Here is a 21681-nt window from a genome sequence, read left to right as displayed (position 1 = left end):
CCGCTTAGTGTGAGTGGCGCGGCACGGCGGAACCGCGATTGCCGACCAGGAAGTCGAAATCGCAGCCTTCATCGGCCTGCAACACGTGTTCGATGTACAGCTGCTGGTAGCCGCTCTTCGGCCCGGGCGCGCTGCCCAGTTCGCGGGCCGCCAGGCGCTCGGCGATTTCCGCGTCGCTGATGTCGATATTCAGGCTGCCGTTGTGGCAATCGAGGGCGATCATGTCGCCATCGCGCACGATGCCCAGCGGGCCGCCCGCCATCGCTTCCGGTGCCACGTGCAAGACGACGGTGCCATAGGCGGTGCCGCTCATGCGCGCATCCGAGATGCGCACCATGTCGGTGATGCCTTGCGCCAGCAGTTTCGGCGGCAAGCCCATGTTGCCCACTTCAGCCATGCCCGGATAGCCTTTCGGACCGCAATTCTTCATCACCAGCACGGAGTTCGCATCCACATCCAGATCCGGATCAACGATGCGGGCCTTGTAATGCTCGAAATCTTCGAAGACGACAGCCTTGCCGCGGTGCTGCATCAGGTGCGGCGAAGCGGCCGACGGTTTCAGCACGGCGCCGCGTGGCGCCAGGTTGCCGCGCAGCACACAGATGCCGCCATCGGCCAGCAGCGGGTTGTCCAAGGTGCGCACCACTTCATCGTTGTAGATCGGCGCTTCGACGCAGTTGTCCCACAGCGACTTGCCGTTGACGGTCAGCGCATTCTTGTGCGGCAGCAAGTCGCCCTCGCCCAGGCGGCGTATCACGGCCGGCAAGCCGCCCGCATAGTAGAACTCTTCCATCAGGAAACGGCCCGACGGCAGCAGGTCGACGATGGTCGGCGTGCCGCGGCCCACACGGGTCCAGTCTTCCATTTCCAGGGGCACGCCGATGCGCCCGGCAATCGCTTTCAAATGGATCACGGCATTGGTCGAGCCGCCGATGGCCGCGTTGACCTTGATGGCGTTTTCAAACGCTTCGCGCGTCAGCACTTTCGACAGGCGCAGGTCTTCGTGCACCATTTCAACGATGCGGATGCCCGACATATGCGCCAGCACGTAGCGGCGCGAATCGACGGCGGGGATGGCCGCGTTGTGCGGCAGCGAGGTCCCCAGCGCTTCGGCCATGCTGGCCATCGTCGAGGCCGTACCCATGGTGTTGCAGGTACCGGCCGAGCGCGACATGCCCGATTCGGCCGACATGAACTGGTGCAAGGTGATGGAACCGGCCTTCATCTGTTCGTGCAGCTGCCACACGGCCGTACCGGAACCGATATCCTTGCCATTGAGCTTGCCGTTCAGCATGGGGCCGCCGCTGACGACGATGGTGGGGATGTCGACGCTGGCCGCGCCCATCAGCAGCGCTGGCGTGGTCTTGTCGCAGCCGACCAGCAGCACGACGGCGTCCATCGGATTACCGCGAATCGATTCTTCCACATCCATCGAGGCCAGGTTGCGCGTCAGCATGGCCGTCGGGCGCAAATTCGATTCGCCATTCGAGAAGACAGGGAATTCCACCGGGAAACCGCCCGCTTCCAGGATGCCGCGCTTGACGTGTTCGGCCAACTGGCGGAAATGGGCGTTGCAGGGTGTCAGTTCGGACCAGGTATTGCAGATGCCGATGATCGGCTTGCCGTGAAACTCGTGGTCAGGTATGCCCTGGTTTTTCATCCAGCTGCGGTACATGAAGCCGTTCTTGTCCTGCGAGCCGAACCACTCGGCAGAGCGCAGGGCAACCTTCTTTTTTGTCTCAGACATGCCATTCTCCTGGTTGTGCCATGCCGGATCTAATGTCGTCGGCCCGGGCAGCGATGTTGGAATACTAAAGAATCCTGCCATGCCTTTCCAATCAATTTTTAATGCGTTCCGATATCGAAAACGATATCAGCATCCCCCAATGAAAAAGCCCTGCGCGCACGTGGCGGCAGGGCGTGAAAGGTTTTCAATCCGCGTTACCCCAGCAAAGGCTGGGGTCGTACCCTGAGGGTACGACCCCGGATTTCGTTTGGGGTTAGACGATTAATCTGCGGAAAACCGGTACACGGTTTGCGTCCGATACTCCTGACCCGGCCGCAAAATGGTACTGGGGAAGTGGGACTGGTTCGGCGAATCCGGGAAATGCTGGGTTTCCAGGCATAGCGCGCTGCGATAGCTGTTGGCGCGCAGCTTGCCGGGCTGGCTGCCGTCGAGGAAATTGCCCGAATAAAACTGGACACCGGGCTCCTGCGTGTACACCTGCATCACCCTGCCCGATTGCGGATCGCGCACGGTGGCGGCCAGCTTCAGCCCTTGCTCCGCCTGTTGATTCAGCACGAAGTTATGGTCATAGCCACGGCCGATGCGCAGTTGCTCATGTGGCAGGGCGATGCTGTCGCCGATGATGATGCTCTGGCGCAAGTCGAACGGCGTGCCGGCCACGTCCGCCAGCTCACCCGTGGGGATCGACCCCGCGTCCACGGGCAGGTAGCGGTCCGCGTTGATGGACAGCGCGTGGCCGAGGATATCGCCCTGCCCCGCCAGATTGAAATAGCTGTGGTTGGTCAGGTTGACGGGCGTGGCTTGGTCCGTGACGGCATGGTAGCGCAGGCTCAGCGCATTGTCGTTGTCCAGTTCGTACACGACGGTGACGTCCAGCTTGCCCGGATAGCCGTCTTCGCCGTGCGGGCTGCTGCGCGTGAACGTGACGCCAACCACATCATCCTTGGTGAACGGCTCGGCCTGCCACATGACCTGGTGAAAGCCCTGATTGCCACCATGCAAGTGGTTTGGCGCATTGTTGACGGCCAGCTGGTAATCCTTGCCGTCGAGGCTGAAACGCCCCTGCGCGATGCGGTTGCCGAAACGCCCGATGACGGCGCCTAGGAAAGCGCTGTTGTGCAGATACGGTTCGATGCGCTCGAAACCGAGCACCACGTCGGCAAAGCTGCCGTCGCGGTCCGGCACGTGGATTTCGCTGATGATGGCGCCAAAGTCGAGCACCTTGACTTGCATGCCCTGGCGGTTCGTCAGGGTAAATACGCTGACGTGCTGGCCATCGGGCAGGATGCCGAACGGCGCTTGCGTCACTGAAACAGAATCAACTGGGGTCATGGCGTCGGGTCCGTAACGTTACAGGGTCGATGAGCGGCCAAACACGGGCATGCCTTGCGCATCCCAGCGCAGCGGTTTGACAAACGTGTGGCGATCCGGGTTCCACAGAGGGTCGCCGACGATTTCCGTGTAGGTGCGGGCATGGTACACCAGCAATACGCCGTCGCCGTCGTCAGCCGTCGTAAAACTGTTGTGGCCGGGGCCGTAGATGCCGTGCTCATAGCAGGTGGCAAACACGGGCTCGGGGGACTTGCTCCATGAAAACGGGTCGAGCAAGTCGGCGGACTCGTCGGCCCACAGCAGCCCCATCGCGTAGTTTTCATCGGTGGCGCTGGCCGAATAGCTGATGAAGATCTTGCCATTGCGCTTCAGCACGGACGGTCCCTCGTTGACCCAGAAGCCGCGGATTTCCCAGTCGAATTCCGGTTTGCTCAGCATCACGGGCGGGCCGGCCAGCTGCCACGGCGTGGCCATCGGCGCGATGTACAGGTTGGAATTGCCCTCGATGGCGACATCTTTCTGCGCCCACAGGTAGTACAGCACGCCGTCGTGCTCGAACGTGGTGGCGTCCAGGCAAAAGGTGTCGATGCCCGTGTCGATCTGCCCCATGAATTCCCACTCGCCTTCGAGCGGATTCGCATTCGTATTGCGGATCGCATACATGCGGTGCTGGAACAGTTTATGTTTGATCTCGCGGCTCGGCGCGGCAGCGAAATACACATACCAGGCGCCCTGGTTGAAGTGCAGTTCCGGCGCCCACACCAGTTCGCTGTACGGCCCCGTTTCCGGCTTGTGCCACACGTCGACCGTTTGCGCGTCCGCAAGGCCGGCGATGCTGTCGGCGCGGCGCAGTTCGATGCGGTCGTACTGGGGCACGGAGGCCGTAAAGTAATAATAGCCGTCGCTGTGGCGGGTGATATGCGGGTCGGCGCGCTGTTCGATCAGCGGTTTCAAGACGTCTGCCATGTTGTTTACTCCATTCAGTTATTCTTACGCGACGACAAAACCGCGCTTGTGCATCTCTACCTTCACGCCGCTGTAGTACGCATCGCTGATGCGGTACTTGAACATCAGCAAGCCCATCAGCAAGTGGAAAAAGCCGGGGATGATCGACAGCATCAGGGCGATGCCGTTCAGGGCGAATTGCGTTTGCTCATGGTTGGGCTGGTAGTCGAAATACGCGAGCAGCACGCCCACCAGGCCGCCCGCCACCGCCATGCCCGCCTTCTGGCAGACGGAAATGCCGCCAAAAGCGAAGCCGGAGACGCGCTTGCCCGTCTTGACTTGACCATAATCGATGGTTTCCGCAATGGCCGACCAGAACACGGGCGCATGCAAGTCCACCACAAAGGACAGCAGGAAATACAGGGCGAAGGCCAGCACGGTGTCGCTCGGTTTTACAAAGAAATAGATCGCCAGGCTGATCAGCGCGACGCCGATCTGCGTGTAGCGGAACAGTTTCACCTTGCAATAGAACTTGGTGATCCAGGTCGAGGCGATCATGGCCAGGATGGCAGCCACCACGCCCGTCGTGAGGAAGGCGGCCACCGTTTCCGTGCTGCCGCCCAGATAGTATTTCGCGTAATAAATGGCGACGGAGCCGCGCACCACATAGCCGATGGTGCCCGTGACGCACACGCCGCACAGCACCAGCCACTGATCGTTCTGCAGCAGCACTTTCAATTGCTCGAGCAGCGATTGCTTTTCCACCACGTGCACGACGCGCTCGGTGGTGGAGAAATAGCAGAACAGGAACAGGGCCACGCCCATGACGGCCATCACGGCCATGGCCGCCTGGTAGCCGACGGCCGGGTTGCCGCCGCCCCAGCGCTGCGACAGGACCGGCACGACGATGGTCACCATGAAGGCGCCGATCTTGGCGAAGAACAGGCGGTAGCCGTTGGCCGACAGGCGGTCCTGCGGGTCGCTGGTCAAGCCGCTGATCAGGGAAATATACGGGATGCCCACGCCGGCCGTCATGATGGTCATCAGGATATACGTGGAATATGCCCAGATCAGCTTGGCGTCATACTGCCATTCGGGCGTGCTGAAGACAAAGAAGACGCTGACGCCATACGGCACGGCCAGCCACAGCAGGTACGGCCGGTAGCGTCCCGAGGCAAAGCTGTAGCGGTCGGTGATCTGGCCCATGACCAGGTCGGCGATGGCGCCGATGACTTTCACGGCCACGAACAGCAGGGCCAGGTCGGTGGTTTTCAAGCCATAGATATCGGTATAGAAAAAGGTGATGATCAGCATCATCGACGAGATGACGACATTGAGCGCCATGTCGCCGGCGCCGAAGCCGACCTTTTCAACGGTGGATAATTTTTGCGTCTCCATGCTTTCCGTCCATTCTTTTTATGATGAATCGTGCGTGACTGTCCAACTGACAGGGGCGTTGCCGGCCGAAACCATGGCAACGCCCTTGATTGTTTACTGTGCGATCAACTTACATTTTCCAGCGTAAAGAGAGGCCAACTGTCCGGTCATAGCGGCGCGTATCGCGCGCATACACGCCCGGTTCGTTCCAGTAATCCTTGAACTTGGTGTCCAGCAAGTTATTGCCATCGAGGGTCACCGTGAACTGGTCGTTGATCTTGTACGACAGCGAACCGTCGAGCTGGGCCGTCGGCGCCACTTTCAAGTCCAGGCCGGGGCCGCCCTGGTTGTAGCTGTCGATGAATTTCGAGCGCCAGTTGTAGGCCAGGCGGCCCGACCACGCATCTTTTTCGTACAGCAGCACCAGGTTGTAGGCATAGCGCGACACGCCCGTGATGGCATGGCTGCCCGTCTCGTCGTCGGTGGTGCCGCTCATGTAGGTGCCGTTCGCCTGCAAGCCCAGGCCGCTCAACAGGCCCGGCAAGCCGTCATAAAACTGCTGGTAGCCAATTTCCAGGCCCTGCAGCTTGCCGGCGGCTGTGTTGTACGGGCGGTCCACGTCATAGGTCTTGCCACCGATGGTTTCGCTGGAAATGCGTTGCTGGATATAGCCGTCGAACTTGTGGTGGAACACGGTGGCCGTCACGGAACCGGCTGGCGCGAAATACCATTCCAGTGCCGCGTCAACATTGTCGCCCGTCACCGGTTTCAAGTTCGGATTGCCGCCCGCGCCCGTCGCTTTCACCGTTTCCGTCGAGTTGACCAGGGCCACGCCCGGGTTCAGCTGGGAAAAGCCCGGACGGCTGATGGTGCGGCCGGCAGCGAAGCGGCCGACCAGGTCGGCACGCAGCTTGATTTTCAGGGCCACGCTCGGCAGCACATCGGTGCTGGCCGTGTCGCTGATGACGGGCGTGTAGACGCCATCTTGCGAACTGTTGCCTTGCAGGCTTTGCTCGGTACGCACGACGCGCACGCCCAAGGTACCATCGACAGGGTAGGCACCCAGCTTGAAGGCGATCTTCGCCTTGGTATAGATGGAATACGTCTTTTCCGTGTCCTTGAAGAACGAACCCGGGTCCATGGCGCGCGCCGCGCTGCTGCCCGTGACGGCTTCGCGGATGGTGCCAGTGTTGTTGAGCAGGAAGCTGGCGCACGGCGTGTACCACTGCTTCAAGCCATAGTCGGGGCCGCCGCTGGACATCGGTTCCGACAGGCAATTGAGGCCCGGAATCGACGTCACGCTCTGGCGGCCAAACGGAAACGCGGCGCCGGACACGTCCGGTGCTTCCGCATTGCCCTCGAAACTCTTGATCGATTCGGCTTCGCGCTTCACGCCGCGCAGGCCGACGCTGATTTCCTTGAAGATGCCGCCGGCACTGGGCGTGTACGCCAGGTCGGCGCGCAAGTCGTTCGAGCTGCCCTGGTCACGGCCGTAGCGGTCGAAAAAGCCCTTCAGATAGTAATTCGACGGGTCTTGCAAATCGATGCCCGTGTAGTCGACGTGCAAGGTGCCATTCTGGTTGGTATTGATGCGGGCATTCGGCACGACGGTAATCGCATCGAGAATCGGGTTGCGCCAGGCATAGGTGCTTTTGGTGCTGGCCACTTCCGACGTGAAACGCCATTCCGGGTTGATATCCCACAAGCCACCGACGGCAAATTGATGCGTCTTCGTCTGGTTCTTGTTCACCTGCGTCGACATGATGGTGTTGACGTCGGTGGAAGTGAGCGTTTGCAGCTGGTCGGTGCCGGGAATCTTTGTAGCCGACACGGGCGTGCCCCACCATGGCAAGCCGACAAAGTAGTCGGACTCGGCATCAAGCAGGAAACGCGTGGCCATGCCTTCCGCATACAGCTCGACGTCGGCGTTCGGACGCCATTGCAGCACGGCATTGGCGGTGCTGCGGCGCCGGTCGCCCTTGATCGGCAGCAAGCCCACCTGGTCCGGCCCCGTCAAACCGGGCAACAGGAAACTTTTATCCACGGGCGCCGTATTGAATGCGCGCTCTTCGTGGTAACGGTGCTGCTGCTGCGACAAGCCCAGCAGCGCGCCCACTTCGCCGATGCCCGTCTTCCAGCGGTTGGCCACCATGCCGCTGATGTTCGGGTCCGTGGCTTTCGATTTGTCGCTGTAGACGGCGCGCGTGTTGACGCTGGCCGTGAACTCCTTGAAGTCGAACGGGCGGTTGGTGCGCACGTCGATGATGCCGGCCACGCCGCCTTCGACCTGGTCCGCGCCCTGCGACTTGTACACGTCCACGCGCTGCAGCATGGTGGCGGGAATGTCGGCCAGGTTGACGTAGCGCCCCGTGGTGGTGAACAGTTCGCGGCCATTGAGCAGGGTCGTGACATCGCGCAAGCCGCGGATCATGACGGCACTGGCCTCGCCTGAATCGCGGCGGATCTGGATGCCGGAGATGCGCGCCAGGGTCTCGGCTACATTGTTATCAGGGAATTTGCCGATGTCGTCGGCGACGATGGAATCGATGACCTGGTCCGAGCGCATCTTGATCTGCTGCGAATTCTGCGCCGAACGGCGCACGCCGCTGACGGTCACGACCGACACTTCCGCAGCAGGCTCGGCACTGGCATCGGCCACCACCGCCTCCTGCGCCCATACCGAAGCCGTGCTCAGCAGGCCAATACCGGCCAATGCCGCAACGGCTGCCTTCAAGGTGAATGGACGAGGGGAAGTGGCCGCGAGCGGGCCGGTGGCGTTGCGCATCATGAATCTCCAGATATTGTATTGATATTTTTTGTGCTGCTTGCATGTCGTTCGCATGCTCGGCGTTTATCTTAGGGGCTGGGCGATAATCTCTCCAATCAATTTTTCCACTGTTTCGATATCAATTTTGATATCGGCGGTTAGTGGACTTTGGAGGTTGCAAACGGACAACGGCAGGGGCGTCAGGGGCGTTTTCGGAAGGTGGCGCACAAAAAAGTGGCAGTATCGACATGTAGCGGCACACGGTGCTCATGGCGAGCAGAAACAGTCACGTGCCTAGGCAAGCGTCGTTCTCGCACGAAGGTGTGGAGGTATTGGATTCGCCCGCAGCGCAGCGTCACAGTCCCTGCCGGGTTGAAATCACAATGGAGAACACGGCATGCAGCCGCATGGCAATGCTGGCTGGATAAAACGGGAGTCTTGATTTGTCTGGTGCGGCTGGCGGGGATCGAACCCACGACCCTTGGCTTCGGAGGCCAATACTCTATCCACTGAGCTACAGCCGCGTAGGGGGAATTTCTGAAGTGATGCGAAGGATACCGTTTTTCTTTACCTACGTCTACGGAAACTGTCGTATCGCTGGCAATTGCATGTCACTGCTCAATTTTTGTGCCTATAATTGTGGGTTTCATAAAGGTTTACATCCAGGCATGTAAAAATGCTACCTTACACGGCCATCAGTTTCAAATCTGGACTAAGGACATCATGAGCGACGCACATAACGAACAACAATCAGCGATCAAAACGCCTAAACAATTGCTTGCCGCCGTAGCTGGCTTCTTCCTCATCACCGTCATCGGCATCATCCTGCTGGTGCAGTTCGTCACGGCGCAAAAACTGACGGGCGCCGGTACGGACAGCCAGTCGCCGGAAGCCATTGCCGAGCGCTTGAGTCCGGTTGCCAATGCCGGCTTCACCTTCAAGGATGCCAGCGGTCCGAAAGTGCTGCAAAGCGGCGAAGCCGTCTACACGGCGACCTGCGTGGCTTGCCATGGCGCCGGCGTGGCCGGTGCGCCGAAGTTTGGCGATGCGGGCGGCTGGTCGGCCCGCCTGGCCCAGGGCTACGATACGGTCCTGAAACACGCCATCGAAGGCTTGCGCGCGATGCCGGCCAAGGGCGGCAATCCCGACCTCGACGATGTGGAAGTGGCGCGCGCCGTCGTCTACATCGCCAATGCGTCGGGCGGCAAGTTCAAGGAACCGGAAGTGCCGGCACCAGCCACTGCCGCTGACGGCGCTGCCGCACCAGTCGCGGAACCTGCCAAGTAAGCAGCTCGCAGTAGCAAGGAACCGCCCGGATGGGCGGTTTTTTTTTACCCGCAGTTTGCGCCAGATCACATGGCGTAAAAAAGCCGCCCGGCTTGATGCGGGGCGGCTCGGTACTAGCGCGTCAGAACTGCTGTTACCACATGATGACGCGGTCTTTCGGTGGCAAATACATCTTGTCGCCCGGTTTCACGTCGAAGGCCTGGTAGAAGCCGGGCTGGTTGCGCATGGTGCCATTGGCGCGGAACTGGCCTGGCGAGTGCGGGTCCGTTTTCAGCAAGACCAGTTGCTGCGCTTCGCGCATCTTCATGCGCCAGACCTGGGCAAAGCCCGCGTAGAAGCGCTGCTCGCCCGTGAAGCCGTCGATGACGGGAGCTTGTTTGCCGTTCAGCGACAATTTGTACGCCTTATACGCAATTGCCACGCCGGAATTGTCGGCGATGTTTTCGCCCAGGGTCAGTTCGCCGTTGACGAAGTGGCCCTTGACGGGGCTGAAGCTGTTGTACTGCGCCACCAATTGCTTGGTTTTCTTGGCGAAGTTTTTATGGTCGGCCTTGGTCCACCAGTCGCGCAGGTTGCCGTCGCCGTCGTACTGGGCGCCCTGGTCGTCGAAGCCGTGGCTGATTTCATGGCCGATCACACCGCCGATGGCGCCATAGTTGACGGCGTCGTCCGCGTTGGCGTCGAAGAACGGCGCTTGCAGGATGGCGGCCGGGAAGACGATTTCGTTCAGCTCAGGGTTGTAATAGGCGTTCACGGTCTGCGGCGTCATGCCCCACTCGTCGCGGTCGATGGGCTGGCCCAGCTTGTTCAACTCGCGGTTGTAGTTCAGCAAGTGCGAACGCTGGATGTTGCCGATCAAATCGTCCGGCGCCACCGTCAGGCCCGAGTAATCGCGCCATTTGTTCGGATAGCCGATCTTGGTGGTGAACTTGGCCAGCTTGATCTGCGCCTGTTTCTTGGTGACTGGGCTCATCCAGTCAAGCTTGTCGATGCTCTGCTTGTAAGCCGTCATCAGGTTTTTCACCAGCGCTTCCATGCGCACCTTGCGTTCGGCCGGGAAATACTGCTCCACGTACAGCTGACCCACGGCTTCGCCCAGCGCGCCTTCGACGGCGCCCACGCCGCGTTTCCAGCGCGGACGCATTTCCGTCACGCCCGTCAGGGTGGTGCCATAGAAGGCGAAGTTTTCATCGACGTACGCTTTCGGCAGGTAGCCGGCGTTAGCGTGCAGCAAGTGCCACTGGAAATACGCTTTCCACGTTTCCAGCGGAGTCTTGTTGGCGATCTCGGCAAAACCCTTCAGGTAGCTGGGCTGGCTGACGATCACGTAATTGACTTTGCCGGCGATGCCCGTATCCTTCAGGTAGCGGGCCCAGTCGTAGCCTGGCGCCACGGCGGCCAGTTTCGCCAGTTCCACCTTGTTGTAGGTCTTGACGGGATCGCGGTTCTGCACATTGCTCCATTGCGCCTTGGCCAGATCCGTTTCCAGCGCCACAATGGCTTTCGCATTGGCGGCCGCGTTCGCGTCGCCGGCCAGGCTCAACATTTTTTCCACGTGGGCCAGGTATTTGGCGCGCGTGTCGGCCTTGCCTGCTTCCAGGTAGTAGTCGCGGTCAGGCAAGCCCAGGCCGCTCTGCACGATGTCGGCCACGTACTTGGTGGAATCCTTGGCGTCCTGGTGGATGCCGAAGTCGTAAGGCGAAGTCACGCCCAGCTTGCTGAAATGGGCGATTACGGCAGGCAATTCCGCCTTGTCCTGCAGCGCGGCGATCTTCGCCAGCTCCGCACTCAAGGGGGTCAGGCCCAGGCTTTCCAGCTTGGCTTCATCCATGAAGCTGTTATAGAAATCACCGATCTTCTGGGCATTCGAACCGGCCGCGCGGGCCTTGTCAGCGGCAGCGCCTTCGACGATGCCGCGCAGCTGCGTTTGCGTATCGTCGGCCAGCTTGGCAAAGCTGCCCCAGCTCGACTTGTCGGCAGGAATCACGGTTTCCGCCAGCCATTTGCCATTCAGGTGCTGGAACAGATCGTCCTGCGCGCGCACGGCAGGATCGACGTATTCGACGGCGATGCCGGACGTCAGCGCCGCGCCGGCGACGGCCGTGGCGGGAGCGGCGGCGGTTTTCTTGGCCGCATCAGCGGCGCCAGCCATGCCGGACACGCCGGCCAGCAAACTCAGGGTCAATGCACTTAACAAATAACGATTCACGGTTGTCCTCTATATTGTATTGTGTGGAAACATAAGGGTCAGAAGGCCCAAGGCTTCTGGCCCGGTTTTTGACTGTAGCATACCGGCCGAAATGACAGAAAGAACTTTGGCCAGAATGCAAAAAAGACCACGCGAGTGGTCTCTTTTGTTGTTACAGGATTACGTTTTCATCGAGGCTGGGCTTACCAGATGATCACGCGGTTTTCCGGCGCGACATACATCTTGTCGCCCGGTTTCACGCCAAACGCTTCGTAGAAGCCAGGCTGGTTGACCATGGTGCCATTCGCGCGGTACTGGCCCGGCGAATGCGGGTCGGTCTTGATCTGCACGATCTGCTGCGCTTCGCGCATCTTGCTGCGCCACACCTGGCCAAAGCCCATGTAGAAGCGCTGGTCGCCCGTCAGGCCGTCCAGCACGGGCGCCGGCTTGCCGCCCAGCGAGATTTTATAGGCCTTGTAGGCGATCGCCACACCCGAGTTGTCGGCGATATTCTCGCCCAGAGTCAGTGCACCGTTGACGTGATAGCCCGGCAATGGGCTGTAACCGTCATATTGCTTGGTCAGCGCGTCGGCCTTGGCAGCGAAATTCTTGCGGTCGGCCGGGGTCCACCAGTCGCGCAGGTTGCCGTCGCCATCGGACTGGCTGCCCTTGTCGTCGAAGCCGTGGCTGATTTCATGGCCGATGACGGCGCCGATGGCGCCATAGTTGACGGCGTCGTCCGCGTTGGCGTCAAAGAACGGCGGCTGCAGGATGGACGCGGGGAAGACGATTTCATTCATCGTCGAGCTGTAATAGGCGTTCACCGTTTGCGGCGTCATGCCCCACTCTTCGCGGTCGATCGGTTTGCCCAGCTTGGCCACCTGGCGCGCGGAACCGAAATTGGCGGCGCGCATCATGTTGCCCACCAGGTCGCCCTGGACGATTTGCAGCTTCGTGTAATCGCGCCATTTGTTCGGATACGCGATCTTCGGCGTGAACTTGGCCAGCTTGGCTTGCGCTTCCTTCTTGGTTTCCGGGCTCATCCAGTCCAGGGTGTCGATGCTGTCCTTGTAGGCGGCCAGCACGTTTTTCACCAGCTCCTGCATGTGCGCCTTGCGTTCTGCCGGGAAGTATTGCGCGACATACAGTTTGCCGACGGCTTCGCCCAGCACGCCTTCGACAGCGCCCACGCCACGCTTCCAGCGCGGCTGGTTTTCCGTCACGCCGCTGAGCACCGTGCCGTAGAAGGCAAAGCTTTCATCGACAAAATTTTTCGACAGGTAGCTGGCATAGCTGCGCAGCAACTGCCATTCGAAATACGCTTTCAGGGTATCCAGGTCGGCAGACGCGAGCACCTTGTTGTAGCCGGCCAGGTAGCTCGGCTGGTTGACGATGACGTAATCGACCTTGTTGGCAATGCCCAGGGCGGCCAGGCCGGACTTCAGGTCGTAGCCCGGGGTCAGGTCGTTCAGTTTATTGATGTCGGTCTTGTTGTAGCGTTTGACGGGGTCGCGGTTCTCGACCTTGGTCCATTGCACTTCGGCCAGGGCCGTTTCCAGCGCAACGACAGCCTTGGCGCGGGCGGCGGCGTTCTTGTCGCCCGCCATGGCCAGCATCTTTTCCACGTGCGCCTGGTATTTTTCCTTGACGCCAGCCTGCTTGGCTTCCAGGTAGTAGTCGCGGTCCGGCATGCCCAGGCCGCTTTGGCTCACATATGCCGCATATTTCGTCGAGGCACGGGCATCCTGACCCACGTAGACGGCGTACGGCGTGGCCACGCCCGTCTGGCTCAGGTGGGCGATCAGGGCCGGCACGCCCTTCTTGTCGCGCAGCGAGCGGATGCGGTTCAGTTCGCCGGCCAGCGGCTTCGTGCCCAGCGCCTCGAGCTTGGCTTCATCCATGTAGCTGGCGTACAGGTCGCTGATTTTCTGCGCTTCGGAACCGGCTTTCCTGTTCTTGTCCTTTTGCGTGGCTTCGATGATGCCGCGCAACTGTGGCGTGGTGTCATCGCGCAGCTTGGCGAACGAACCCCAGCTCGACTTGTCGGCAGGAATCTCGGCCGTGGCCAGCCACTTGCCGTTCAAATGGGTGAAGAAATCGTCCTGCACGCGCACGGCGGGGTCGATGTACTGCACATCGATACCGGAAACGACGCCGGCGGCGGCAGGTGCGGAAGGTGCGACGCCGGGCGCCACGGTCGGGGCGGCAGAGGCGGATACGGGTTCGGCGGCATGGGCAAACGCAGCCAACAGGGTCAGGGTCAGACTGCTCAAGAGATAGCGATTCACGGATTGTCCTTATGGGGCATGTCAAAAAGACCGGGCGGATGGCTTCGGGCGGATAGCCTGCCGCGCCAGGCGCTGCAGGAATGTAGCACGCGAGCATGCCTTTTGGCCATCCTTGCCCCCGGACTGCCCGGGAATCGCGGCTCAGTTCGGCCAGACTCAAGGGGCTTTCATTGTCCAGTCCGGCGAGCATGGCGCGGGCTGGAACAGCGCATGCAGCGCTTATCCATACAGATACAGCAGCTCGTCAATCAGCGCCAGCTCCTGTTGCGTGAACTGCGTGTTGTTGAACTGCCCGATATCTTCGAGCACACCCCGAATCGGCACTTGCCGTGACGGATCCTGAACGATATCGATCAGCAGGCCGGCATCAGGATGCCGCCCCATCAGATACTTTTCAATCAGCGCTGTAAGCGCGGCACGTGCCTGCAAATCAGTTAACATTTTTCTATCTGCTGGGAAGGAAGAAGCGCCAGTCTAAATGAGCCTGAGCCCGCGGATAAAAAAAAGCCTGCGTCCGCGGACGCAGGCAAAACCACTTCGGGTCGAGAATGCGAGTCCACTATAGGGCCGCCGCACACGCTTTTTTTCGACTCTTACAAATGCTTACTCCCCTCAAGAGTAACTATACATCGCATACAAAACCGCAACATATGGCAAGCTGACAGCCCCGTTTTCGCGCGTAGACTGGGCCCAGGCATGCTTTTTCCACGGCCAGCCCACGCCGGCAGAGATTCAGGTCTATACTTTCAGGAAAGCGCCGCTCCACGGGGACTGGCGCTTGTGCAAGACACGCTAGCTGCAAAGGTGCAATGATGGGCAAACTCAAAAATACCGGCTTGATCGGCCTGGGCGTGGTGGCCGGCGTCGCCGTGTCGCTGCAATTTTCCGCCATGGCGCAAAAGACCGTCGAGCCGCCCCTGCCGCTGGAAGAGCTGCGCCAGCTGGCCGACGTATTTGGCCTGATCAAGTCCGATTACGTCGAGCCGGTGGAAGACAAGAAACTGCTGGAAGACGCCATTTCCGGCATGGTCGCCTCGCTCGACCCCCATTCCGCCTACCTGGACAAGAAAGCCTACGCCGAACTGCGCGAAGGCTCCGAAGGCAAGTTCGTCGGCCTGGGCATTGAAATCGGCCTCAGCGAAGACGGCTACATCAAGATCGTCTCGCCCATCGAGGATTCTCCCGCCTACCGCGCCGGCATCAAGGCCGGCGATCTGATCACCCGCCTTGATGGCCAGCCCGTGAAAGGCGTCAGCCTGGACGACAACGTCAAGCGCATGCGCGGCGAACCGGGCACCAAGGTGTCGCTGACGATTGCCCGCAAGGATGAACCGCAACCGCTGGCCTTCACCATCACGCGCGAGGAAATCCACCAGAAGAGCGTGAAGGCGAAGATGGTCGAGCCCGGCTACGCCTGGCTGCGCGTGTCGCAATTCCAGGAACCGACCGTCGACGACATGGCCGCGCAAATCACGGCGTTATACCAGCAAGACCCGAACATCAAGGGCATGGTGCTGGACTTGCGCAACGATCCGGGCGGCGTGCTGCAGGGCGCCATCGGCGTCTCGGCCGCCTTCCTGCCGAAGGACGCGGCCATCGTCTCGACGAATGGCCAGTTGCCGGATTCGAAACAGGTGTTCTACGGCGGCGCCGAATACTATACCTTCCGTTCGGAAGGCGATGCCTTGGCGAAATTGCCGGCCGCCATCAAGAAAGTGCCGCTGGTGGTGCTCGTCAACACGGGGTCGGCCTCGGCCTCGGAAATCGTCGCCGGCGCCCTGCAGGATTACAAGCGTGCCACCATCATCGGCACGCAGACCTTCGGCAAGGGTTCCGTGCAAACCATCCGCCAGCTGACAGCCGACACGGCCGTCAAGCTGACGACGGCCCGCTACTACACGCCGAACGGCCGCTCGATCCAGGCTAAGGGCATCGTGCCCGACCTGCTGGTCGATGAAAATGCGGACGGCGATGGCCTCAACGGCTTGCGCATCCGCGAAGCGGACCTGACCAAGCACCTGAGCAACGACCGCGACCAGGAAAGCTCCAAGGCCGCGCCCGTCAACGACGAGATGGAAGAGCAATTGCGCATCATCGCCCTGGAAAAGACCCGCAAGCCGCTGGAATTTGGCAGCAAGGACGATTTTCAATTGCACCAGGCGCTGAACCACCTGAAGGGTCTGCCGGTGCAACTGGCCAAGGCCGAACCGGTGGTGGTGCAGGCCGACGTCAAGAAAGAACAGAAAAAGTAAGCAGCAGCGCCAGCATCACAGCGGGGGGCGCCATGCCCCCCTGTCACCCGTCCACGCGACAAAAATCAATCTTCCGCCACACATCGCCCTGCCCCGCAACACGAAACTCTCTACAGTCGAGCCCGTTTGTGTAAAATTTGCTTCACTTATCGGCATCGCGCCGATTGCCAAATTTGAAAGCTTAACCATGAAACAAGTCGTCATCAGCGGTACCGGACTGTACACGCCGCCATTTTCGATCTCCAACGAAGAGCTGGTCACCTGCTTCAATGCCTACGCTGAAAAGTTCAATGCCGACAACGCCGACGCGATCGCCGCGGGCACAGTGACGGCGCTAGATCTGTCGAGCGTGGCCTTCATCGAAAAGGCGTCCGGCATCAAGTCGCGCTTCGTGATGGAAAAGGAAGGCATCCTCGATCCGGCGCGCATGGTCTCGCGCATTGCGGAACGGAGCGATGACGAACTGTCCCTGCAAGCGGAAATGGCGGTTGCCGCCGCGCGCGACGCGCTGGCGCGCGCGGGCCGCACGCCAGCCGATATCGACATGGTACTGGTGGCTTGCAGCAATATGCAGCGCGCCTACCCGGCCATGGCCGTGGAAGTGCAGGATGCGCTGGGCATCGACGGTTATGGTTTTGATATGAACGTGGCGTGCTCGTCCGCCACCTTCGGCATCCAGCAAGCCGTGGCCGCCGTGCAAAGCGGCCAGGCGCGCGCCGTGCTGGTCCTGAATCCCGAGATCACCAGCGGCCACCTGAACTGGCGCGACCGCGACAGCCATTTTATTTTTGGCGACGCCTGCACCGCAATCATCGTGGAAGCCAAGGACACGGCCGTATCCAGGCACCAGTTCGAGATCATCGGCACGGAACTGAAAACGCGCTTCTCTAACGCCATCCGCAACAATTTCGGCTTCCTCAACCGTTTTGACGAGTCCGGCGTGGGCCAGGCCGATAAACTGTTCCGCCAGCAAGGCCGCAAGGTCTTCAAGGAAGTGTGCCCGATGGCCGCCGAGATGATCAAGGCGACCCTGGCCAAGGCCGGCGTGGAAGTGGCGCAAGTCTCCCGCTACTGGCTGCACCAGGCGAACCTGAACATGAACTTGCTGATCGCGCGCCTGATCCTGGGCCGCGACGCGGAAGCCAACGAAGCGCCCGTGATCCTCGACACCTACGCCAACACCTCGTCGGCCGGCTCCATCATCGCCTTCCATAAATATCAGGATGACATGACGGCGGGCGCCACGGGCGTCATCTGCTCGTTCGGCGCCGGTTATTCCATCGGCTGCGTGATCGTGCGCAAGGTGTAAAGACACGGGGTGGCATAGGGTGGAATCCTTGAATTAGGAGAAGATCCGGGTGGATGACATGCGTTCGTGGCCACCTGGACGAAGATAGTGCACAGGTTTTTTGCAATAAAGCCGCAGGAAATTTTCCGGCAGGGGCTTTGATGCGTTTATACTTGGTCGCTGAGCAACATCTTTTTCCATCCGCACGTCCCATAAGGAACCCCACACGCATGCCCCATGACATCAGCCTGATCACCACCATCGCCGCCGCCCTCGGGTTCGGCCTCATCTTCGGCTTCATCGCCGCGCGCCTGAAACTGCCGGCCCTGGTCGGCTACTTGGCCGCCGGCATCATCATCGGACCGGCCACGCCCGGTTTTGTCGCGGATGCGGAAATAGCCGGACAATTGGCGGAAATCGGGGTGATGCTGATGATGTTCGGTGTCGGCCTGCACTTTTCCATCGAAGATTTATGGGACGTGCGCAAGATCGCGCTGCCTGGCGCCATCCTGCAGATCGGCGTCGCCACGGCGATGGGCATGGGCCTGGCCCACTGGTGGGGCTGGACCCTCGGTGGCGGACTGATCTTCGGCCTGGCCCTGTCCGTGGCCAGTACCGTGGTGCTGCTGCGCGCGCTGGAAGAACGGGGCATCCTCGACTCCCTGAATGGGCGCATCGCCGTCGGCTGGCTGGTGGTGGAAGACCTCGTCACCGTGCTGGTGCTCGTGCTGCTGCCGGCGTTTGCCGGCGTGTTGGGTGGCAAGGTGGCACCAGATGCCGAGGCTGTCAGCCTGTGGCAAACCCTGGCCATTACCCTGGGGCAAGTAGCCGGCTTCATCGTCTTCATGCTGGTGGTCGGCCGCAAGCTGTTCCCGTGGATTTTGTGGCAGGTGGCGCGCACCGGTTCGCGCGAGCTGTTCACCCTGTGCGTGATCGCCGCCGCCGTCGGCATCGCCTATGCGTCGACCAAGCTGTTCGGCGTGTCCTTCGCGCTGGGCGCCTTCTTCGCCGGCATGGTGCTGCGCGAATCCGAACTCAGCCACCGCGCCGCGGAAGAGTCGCTGCCCCTGCGCGACGCGTTTGCCGTGCTGTTCTTCGTTTCCGTCGGCATGCTGTTCGAGCCGAACATCCTCATCGAGAAGCCCCTGCAAGTGCTGGCCGTGTGCGCCATCATTATCTTCGGCAAGTCGATCGCCGCCTTCCTGCTCGTGATGGCGCTGCGCTATCCGCCGAAAACGGCCATCATCGTCTCGGCCAGCCTGGCGCAGATCGGTGAATTCTCGTTCATCCTGGCCGCCCTGGGCCTGTCGCTGGGCCTGATGCCACAGGAAGGCCAAAGCCTGATCCTGGCCGGCGCCATCCTGTCGATTGCCCTCAACCCGCTCGTGTTCAGCATGGCCAAGCCGTTGCTGCGCGTGATGAGCAACAGCGATTTCGCGCGCAAGTTCGAACGCACCACCGACCCGCTGGCCGAGCTGCCGATGACGGTGCCGCAGGAAAAACTGTCGGGCCAGATCGTCCTGGTCGGCTATGGCCGCGTGGGCCGGCGCATCGCCGCCGCCCTGATGGAACGGGGCATCCACTTCGTCGTGGCCGAGGAAAACCGCGAAATCGTCGACCAGCTGCGCAAGCAGGGTATCCCGGCCGTGGCCGGCAATGCGGGCGAACCGGCCGTGCTGATCCAGGCGCACATCACGCACGCCACCATGCTCGTCATCGCCACGCCCGATACCTTCCACGTGCGCGCCATGATCGAGACGGCGCGCGCGCTGAACCCCTCCATCATGACGGTGGTGCGCACGCACAGCGAGGAAGAGGCGGAATTGCTGCGCGCGGAAAACGCGGGCAAGGTGTTTATCGGCGAGCACGAGCTGGCGAATGGCATGGCCGAGCACGTGCTGCAGAGTTTTGATGCGGCGAAGAAGGGGCATGGCCATTAAGGTTCTTTGATACCGAACCTCTAGCCCATGCAAATGCCGGGGTCGGACCCTCAGGGTCCGACCCCAGTTTTTTCCGGGTTATAAACTGGCGGCCAGCTCCGCGCCTTCCCGTATCGCCCGCTTGGCGTCGAGTTCGGCCGCCAGCGCGGCGCCGCCGATCTTATGGAAACGAGGGCCGCCCGCCGCCAGCGGCTTGCCATCCTTGTCGGCGGGCGGCATGAGTTCCGTCAAGCTGTCCTGGCCCGCGCAGATGACCACGTTGTCCACCGCCAGCAGGCGCTGCTCTCCGCCCACCGTGATGTGCAAGCCCTGCTCGTCGATCTTGTCGTAGCTCACGCCGGCCAGCATGGCCACGCCGTTTCTCGCCAGTGCCGCGCGGTGCACCCAGCCCGACGTCTTGCCCAGTCCCGCCCCCACTTTCGAGGTCTTGCGCTGCAACAGGAAGATTTGCCGCACGGGATGCGGCGCCACGGGCGGCACCAGGCCGCCGCCGGTGGCCGCGTCCAGGTCCACGCCCCACTCGCCCGCCCAGGTGGCCACAGGCTGGGGCAGCGGATGCGCCGGGTCGTGCAGCAGGTATTCACCCACGTCGAAGCCGATGCCGCCCGCGCCGATGATGGCCACGCGCGCACCCACGGGCTTCTTGCTCTGTAGCACATCCAGATACGACAGCACCTTCGGATGGTCGATGCCGGGAATGGCCGGCAGGCGCACCTTGATGCCGGTGGCGACGATGACGTCGTCATAGCCGCCCGCCAGCAATTGCTCGCGCGTCACGCGCTGGCCCAGGTGCAGCTTGACTTCCAGCAGCGCCAGCCGGCGCGCAAAATAACGGATGGTTTCCGTAAATTCTTCCTTGCCAGGTATCTGCATGGCCACCTTGAACTGGCCGCCGACACTGTCGCTGCCGTCGAACAGGCTCACCTCGTGCCCGCATTCGGCCGCCACGCAGGCGGCGGACAGGCCGGCCGGGCCGGCGCCGACGACGGCCACCCGGCGCGGCACGGCCTTTTTCGCGTAGACGAGTTCCGTTTCATGGCAGGCGCGCGGGTTGACGAGGCAACTGGCGCGCTTGTTGGCAAACGTATGGTCCAGGCACGCCTGGTTGCAGCCGATGCAGGTATTGATTTCGTCGGCGCGGCCTGCGGCGGCCTTGGCGACAAAAAACGGGTCGGCCAGGAAAGGCCGCGCCATCGATACCAGGTCGCAGTCACCGCGTTCCAGGATGGCGTTCGCTTCGTGCGGCATGTTGATGCGGTTCGACGCCACCACGGGGATATTGACTTCGCGGCGCAGCCGGCCCGCCACGGAAGCGAAGGCGGCGCGCGGCACGGACGTGACGATAGTGGGGACTCTGGCCTCATGCCAGCCGAAACCCGTATTCAGAATGGTCACGCCGGCGTGTTCCAGGGCCTTGGCCACCGTCACCACGTCGTCCCAGGTATTGCCGCCCTCGACCAGGTCGAGCAGCGAATGGCGGTACATGATGATGAAGTTGGGGCCGACGGCGGCGCGGATGCGGCGCACGATGTCCACGGGCAGGCGCATGCGGTTCTCGATGCTGCCGCCCCAGCGGTCCTGGCGCAGATTCGTGCGCGCGCACAGGAATTGGTTCAACAGGTAGCCCTCGCTGCCCATCACTTCGATGCCGTCATAGCCGGCCTTTTGCGCCAGGCGCGCGCAGCGCACGTAGTCGCAGATAGTGCGTTCGATGCCCCGTTCGCTCAGGGGACGGGGCCGGAATGGCGAGATCGGCGATTTCTTCGCCGACGCCGAGACGACGAACGGCTGGTAGCCATAGCGGCCCGCATGCAGTATCTGCATGACGATCTTGCCGCCCTCCTCGTGCACGGCGCGCGTCACCTTGCGGTGATTCGGCACGTCGCCGAGGAAATTGAGCGTGCCGCCGAACGGCAGCAGCCATCCCTGGCGATTCGGCGAGATGCCGCCCGTGACGATCAGCCCCACGCCACCGCGCGCCCGTTCGCGGTAAAACGCGGCCAGCTTGCCATAATGGTAAAAGCGGTCTTCCAGGCCCGTGTGCATGGACCCCATGATGACTCTGTTGCGCAAAGAGGTAAAACCCAGGTCGAGCGGGGCCAGCAGATGGGGATAGGCAGTCATGATGATCGGTCCGGTAGAGGTGGTATGCAGGCCGTACGGTAGCAAGCATTGCCGCTCGCCGCAGCGTATTTCTCTAGACCGGGGGTTCTAAATCGCCCGGCGCACGGGCCGGCGATGCGTACAGCTTGTGCCGGGGGCAAGTTTCC

Annotated in this window: 13 protein-coding genes and 1 tRNA gene; 4 read left to right on the top strand and 10 right to left on the bottom strand. The window is 61.5% G+C overall.

Annotation, left to right across the window (positions count from 1 at the left end; translation table 11 throughout):
• Positions 1 to 4: 4 nt before the first annotated feature.
• The 6 genes from U0004_RS02160 to U0004_RS02135 form a co-directional block, all read right to left on the bottom strand.
• A complete protein-coding gene (locus tag U0004_RS02160) occupies positions 5 to 1747 on the bottom strand; it encodes an IlvD/Edd family dehydratase (RefSeq protein ID WP_070258439.1) in 1743 nt (580 codons plus the stop codon).
• 261 nt (positions 1748 to 2008) lie between these two features.
• The gene (locus tag U0004_RS02155; RefSeq protein WP_070258437.1) at positions 2009 to 3079 is read right to left on the bottom strand and encodes an aldose epimerase family protein; all 1071 of its coding nucleotides are present in this window, start codon (positions 3077 to 3079) and stop codon (positions 2009 to 2011) included.
• An 18-nt stretch (positions 3080 to 3097) separates the two neighbouring features.
• Entirely contained in the window at positions 3098 to 4045 is a 948-nt protein-coding gene (locus tag U0004_RS02150; RefSeq protein ID WP_070258435.1) for a glycoside hydrolase family 43 protein, read from the bottom strand.
• Positions 4046 to 4069: 24 nt separating this feature from the next.
• Entirely contained in the window at positions 4070 to 5422 is a 1353-nt protein-coding gene (locus U0004_RS02145; protein ID WP_070258433.1) for an MFS transporter, read from the bottom strand.
• Positions 5423 to 5531: 109 nt separating this feature from the next.
• On the bottom strand, positions 5532 to 8189 hold the full coding sequence (locus tag U0004_RS02140; RefSeq protein WP_070258431.1) for a TonB-dependent receptor: 2658 nt from the start codon (positions 8187 to 8189) through the stop codon (positions 5532 to 5534).
• Positions 8190 to 8616: 427 nt separating this feature from the next.
• Positions 8617 to 8692, bottom strand: a tRNA-Arg gene (locus U0004_RS02135).
• Between the two features lie 199 nt (positions 8693 to 8891).
• On the opposite strand from U0004_RS02135, the gene U0004_RS02130 reads away from it, so the two are divergent.
• Positions 8892 to 9455, top strand: coding sequence for a c-type cytochrome (locus U0004_RS02130; protein ID WP_070258429.1), 564 nt, complete (start codon positions 8892 to 8894; stop codon positions 9453 to 9455).
• Between the two features lie 133 nt (positions 9456 to 9588).
• Here U0004_RS02130 and U0004_RS02125 read toward each other — a convergent pair whose 3' ends face one another.
• The 3 genes from U0004_RS02125 to U0004_RS02115 all read right to left on the bottom strand — a co-directional run bounded on the left by U0004_RS02125 (position 9589) and on the right by U0004_RS02115 (position 14372).
• Entirely contained in the window at positions 9589 to 11664 is a 2076-nt protein-coding gene (locus U0004_RS02125) for a M13 family metallopeptidase (protein ID WP_070258427.1), read from the bottom strand.
• A 182-nt stretch (positions 11665 to 11846) separates the two neighbouring features.
• The gene (locus U0004_RS02120; protein WP_070258425.1) at positions 11847 to 13931 is read right to left on the bottom strand and encodes a M13 family metallopeptidase; all 2085 of its coding nucleotides are present in this window, start codon (positions 13929 to 13931) and stop codon (positions 11847 to 11849) included.
• Between the two features lie 219 nt (positions 13932 to 14150).
• Positions 14151 to 14372, bottom strand: a complete 222-nt coding sequence (locus U0004_RS02115) for a hypothetical protein (protein WP_070258423.1) — start codon at positions 14370 to 14372, stop codon at positions 14151 to 14153.
• Between the two features lie 368 nt (positions 14373 to 14740).
• Here U0004_RS02115 and U0004_RS02110 point away from each other — a divergent pair, with 368 nt between their 5' ends.
• The 3 genes from U0004_RS02110 to U0004_RS02100 all read left to right on the top strand — a co-directional run bounded on the left by U0004_RS02110 (position 14741) and on the right by U0004_RS02100 (position 19411).
• Entirely contained in the window at positions 14741 to 16183 is a 1443-nt protein-coding gene (locus tag U0004_RS02110; RefSeq protein ID WP_070258421.1) for a S41 family peptidase, read from the top strand.
• Between the two features lie 187 nt (positions 16184 to 16370).
• Positions 16371 to 17492 (top strand): beta-ketoacyl-ACP synthase III, encoded by a 1122-nt coding sequence (locus U0004_RS02105; RefSeq protein WP_070258419.1) that lies wholly within the window; start codon positions 16371 to 16373, stop codon positions 17490 to 17492.
• 209 nt (positions 17493 to 17701) lie between these two features.
• Positions 17702 to 19411 (top strand): cation:proton antiporter domain-containing protein, encoded by a 1710-nt coding sequence (locus tag U0004_RS02100; RefSeq protein ID WP_070258417.1) that lies wholly within the window; start codon positions 17702 to 17704, stop codon positions 19409 to 19411.
• 78 nt (positions 19412 to 19489) lie between these two features.
• On the opposite strand, the gene U0004_RS02095 is transcribed toward U0004_RS02100, so the two are convergent.
• Positions 19490 to 21535, bottom strand: a complete 2046-nt coding sequence (locus U0004_RS02095) for an NADPH-dependent 2,4-dienoyl-CoA reductase (RefSeq protein ID WP_070258415.1) — start codon at positions 21533 to 21535, stop codon at positions 19490 to 19492.
• Between the last annotated feature and the right edge of the window lie 146 nt (positions 21536 to 21681).

This window comes from Janthinobacterium lividum (genome assembly GCF_034424625.1).
In the GTDB taxonomy this organism is placed as follows: Bacteria; Pseudomonadota; Gammaproteobacteria; order Burkholderiales; family Burkholderiaceae_D; genus Janthinobacterium; species Janthinobacterium lividum.
This window is presented reverse-complemented; position numbering and strand designations above follow the sequence as displayed.

Excerpts from the sequence above, each read along its gene's own strand:
- U0004_RS02160 (WP_070258439.1), bottom strand. The coding sequence starts at position 1,747 with ATGTCTGAGACAAAAAAGAAGGTTGCCCTGCGCTCTGCCGAGTGGTTC.
- U0004_RS02155 (WP_070258437.1), bottom strand. The coding sequence starts at position 3,079 with ATGACCCCAGTTGATTCTGTTTCAGTGACGCAAGCGCCGTTCGGCATC.
- U0004_RS02150 (WP_070258435.1), bottom strand. The coding sequence starts at position 4,045 with ATGGCAGACGTCTTGAAACCGCTGATCGAACAGCGCGCCGACCCGCAT.
- U0004_RS02145 (WP_070258433.1), bottom strand. The coding sequence starts at position 5,422 with ATGGAGACGCAAAAATTATCCACCGTTGAAAAGGTCGGCTTCGGCGCC.
- U0004_RS02140 (WP_070258431.1), bottom strand. The coding sequence starts at position 8,189 with ATGATGCGCAACGCCACCGGCCCGCTCGCGGCCACTTCCCCTCGTCCA.
- U0004_RS02130 (WP_070258429.1), top strand. The coding sequence starts at position 8,892 with ATGAGCGACGCACATAACGAACAACAATCAGCGATCAAAACGCCTAAA.
- U0004_RS02115 (WP_070258423.1), bottom strand. The coding sequence starts at position 14,372 with ATGTTAACTGATTTGCAGGCACGTGCCGCGCTTACAGCGCTGATTGAA.
- U0004_RS02110 (WP_070258421.1), top strand. The coding sequence starts at position 14,741 with ATGATGGGCAAACTCAAAAATACCGGCTTGATCGGCCTGGGCGTGGTG.
- U0004_RS02105 (WP_070258419.1), top strand. The coding sequence starts at position 16,371 with ATGAAACAAGTCGTCATCAGCGGTACCGGACTGTACACGCCGCCATTT.
- U0004_RS02100 (WP_070258417.1), top strand. The coding sequence starts at position 17,702 with ATGCCCCATGACATCAGCCTGATCACCACCATCGCCGCCGCCCTCGGG.
- U0004_RS02095 (WP_070258415.1), bottom strand. The coding sequence starts at position 21,535 with ATGACTGCCTATCCCCATCTGCTGGCCCCGCTCGACCTGGGTTTTACC.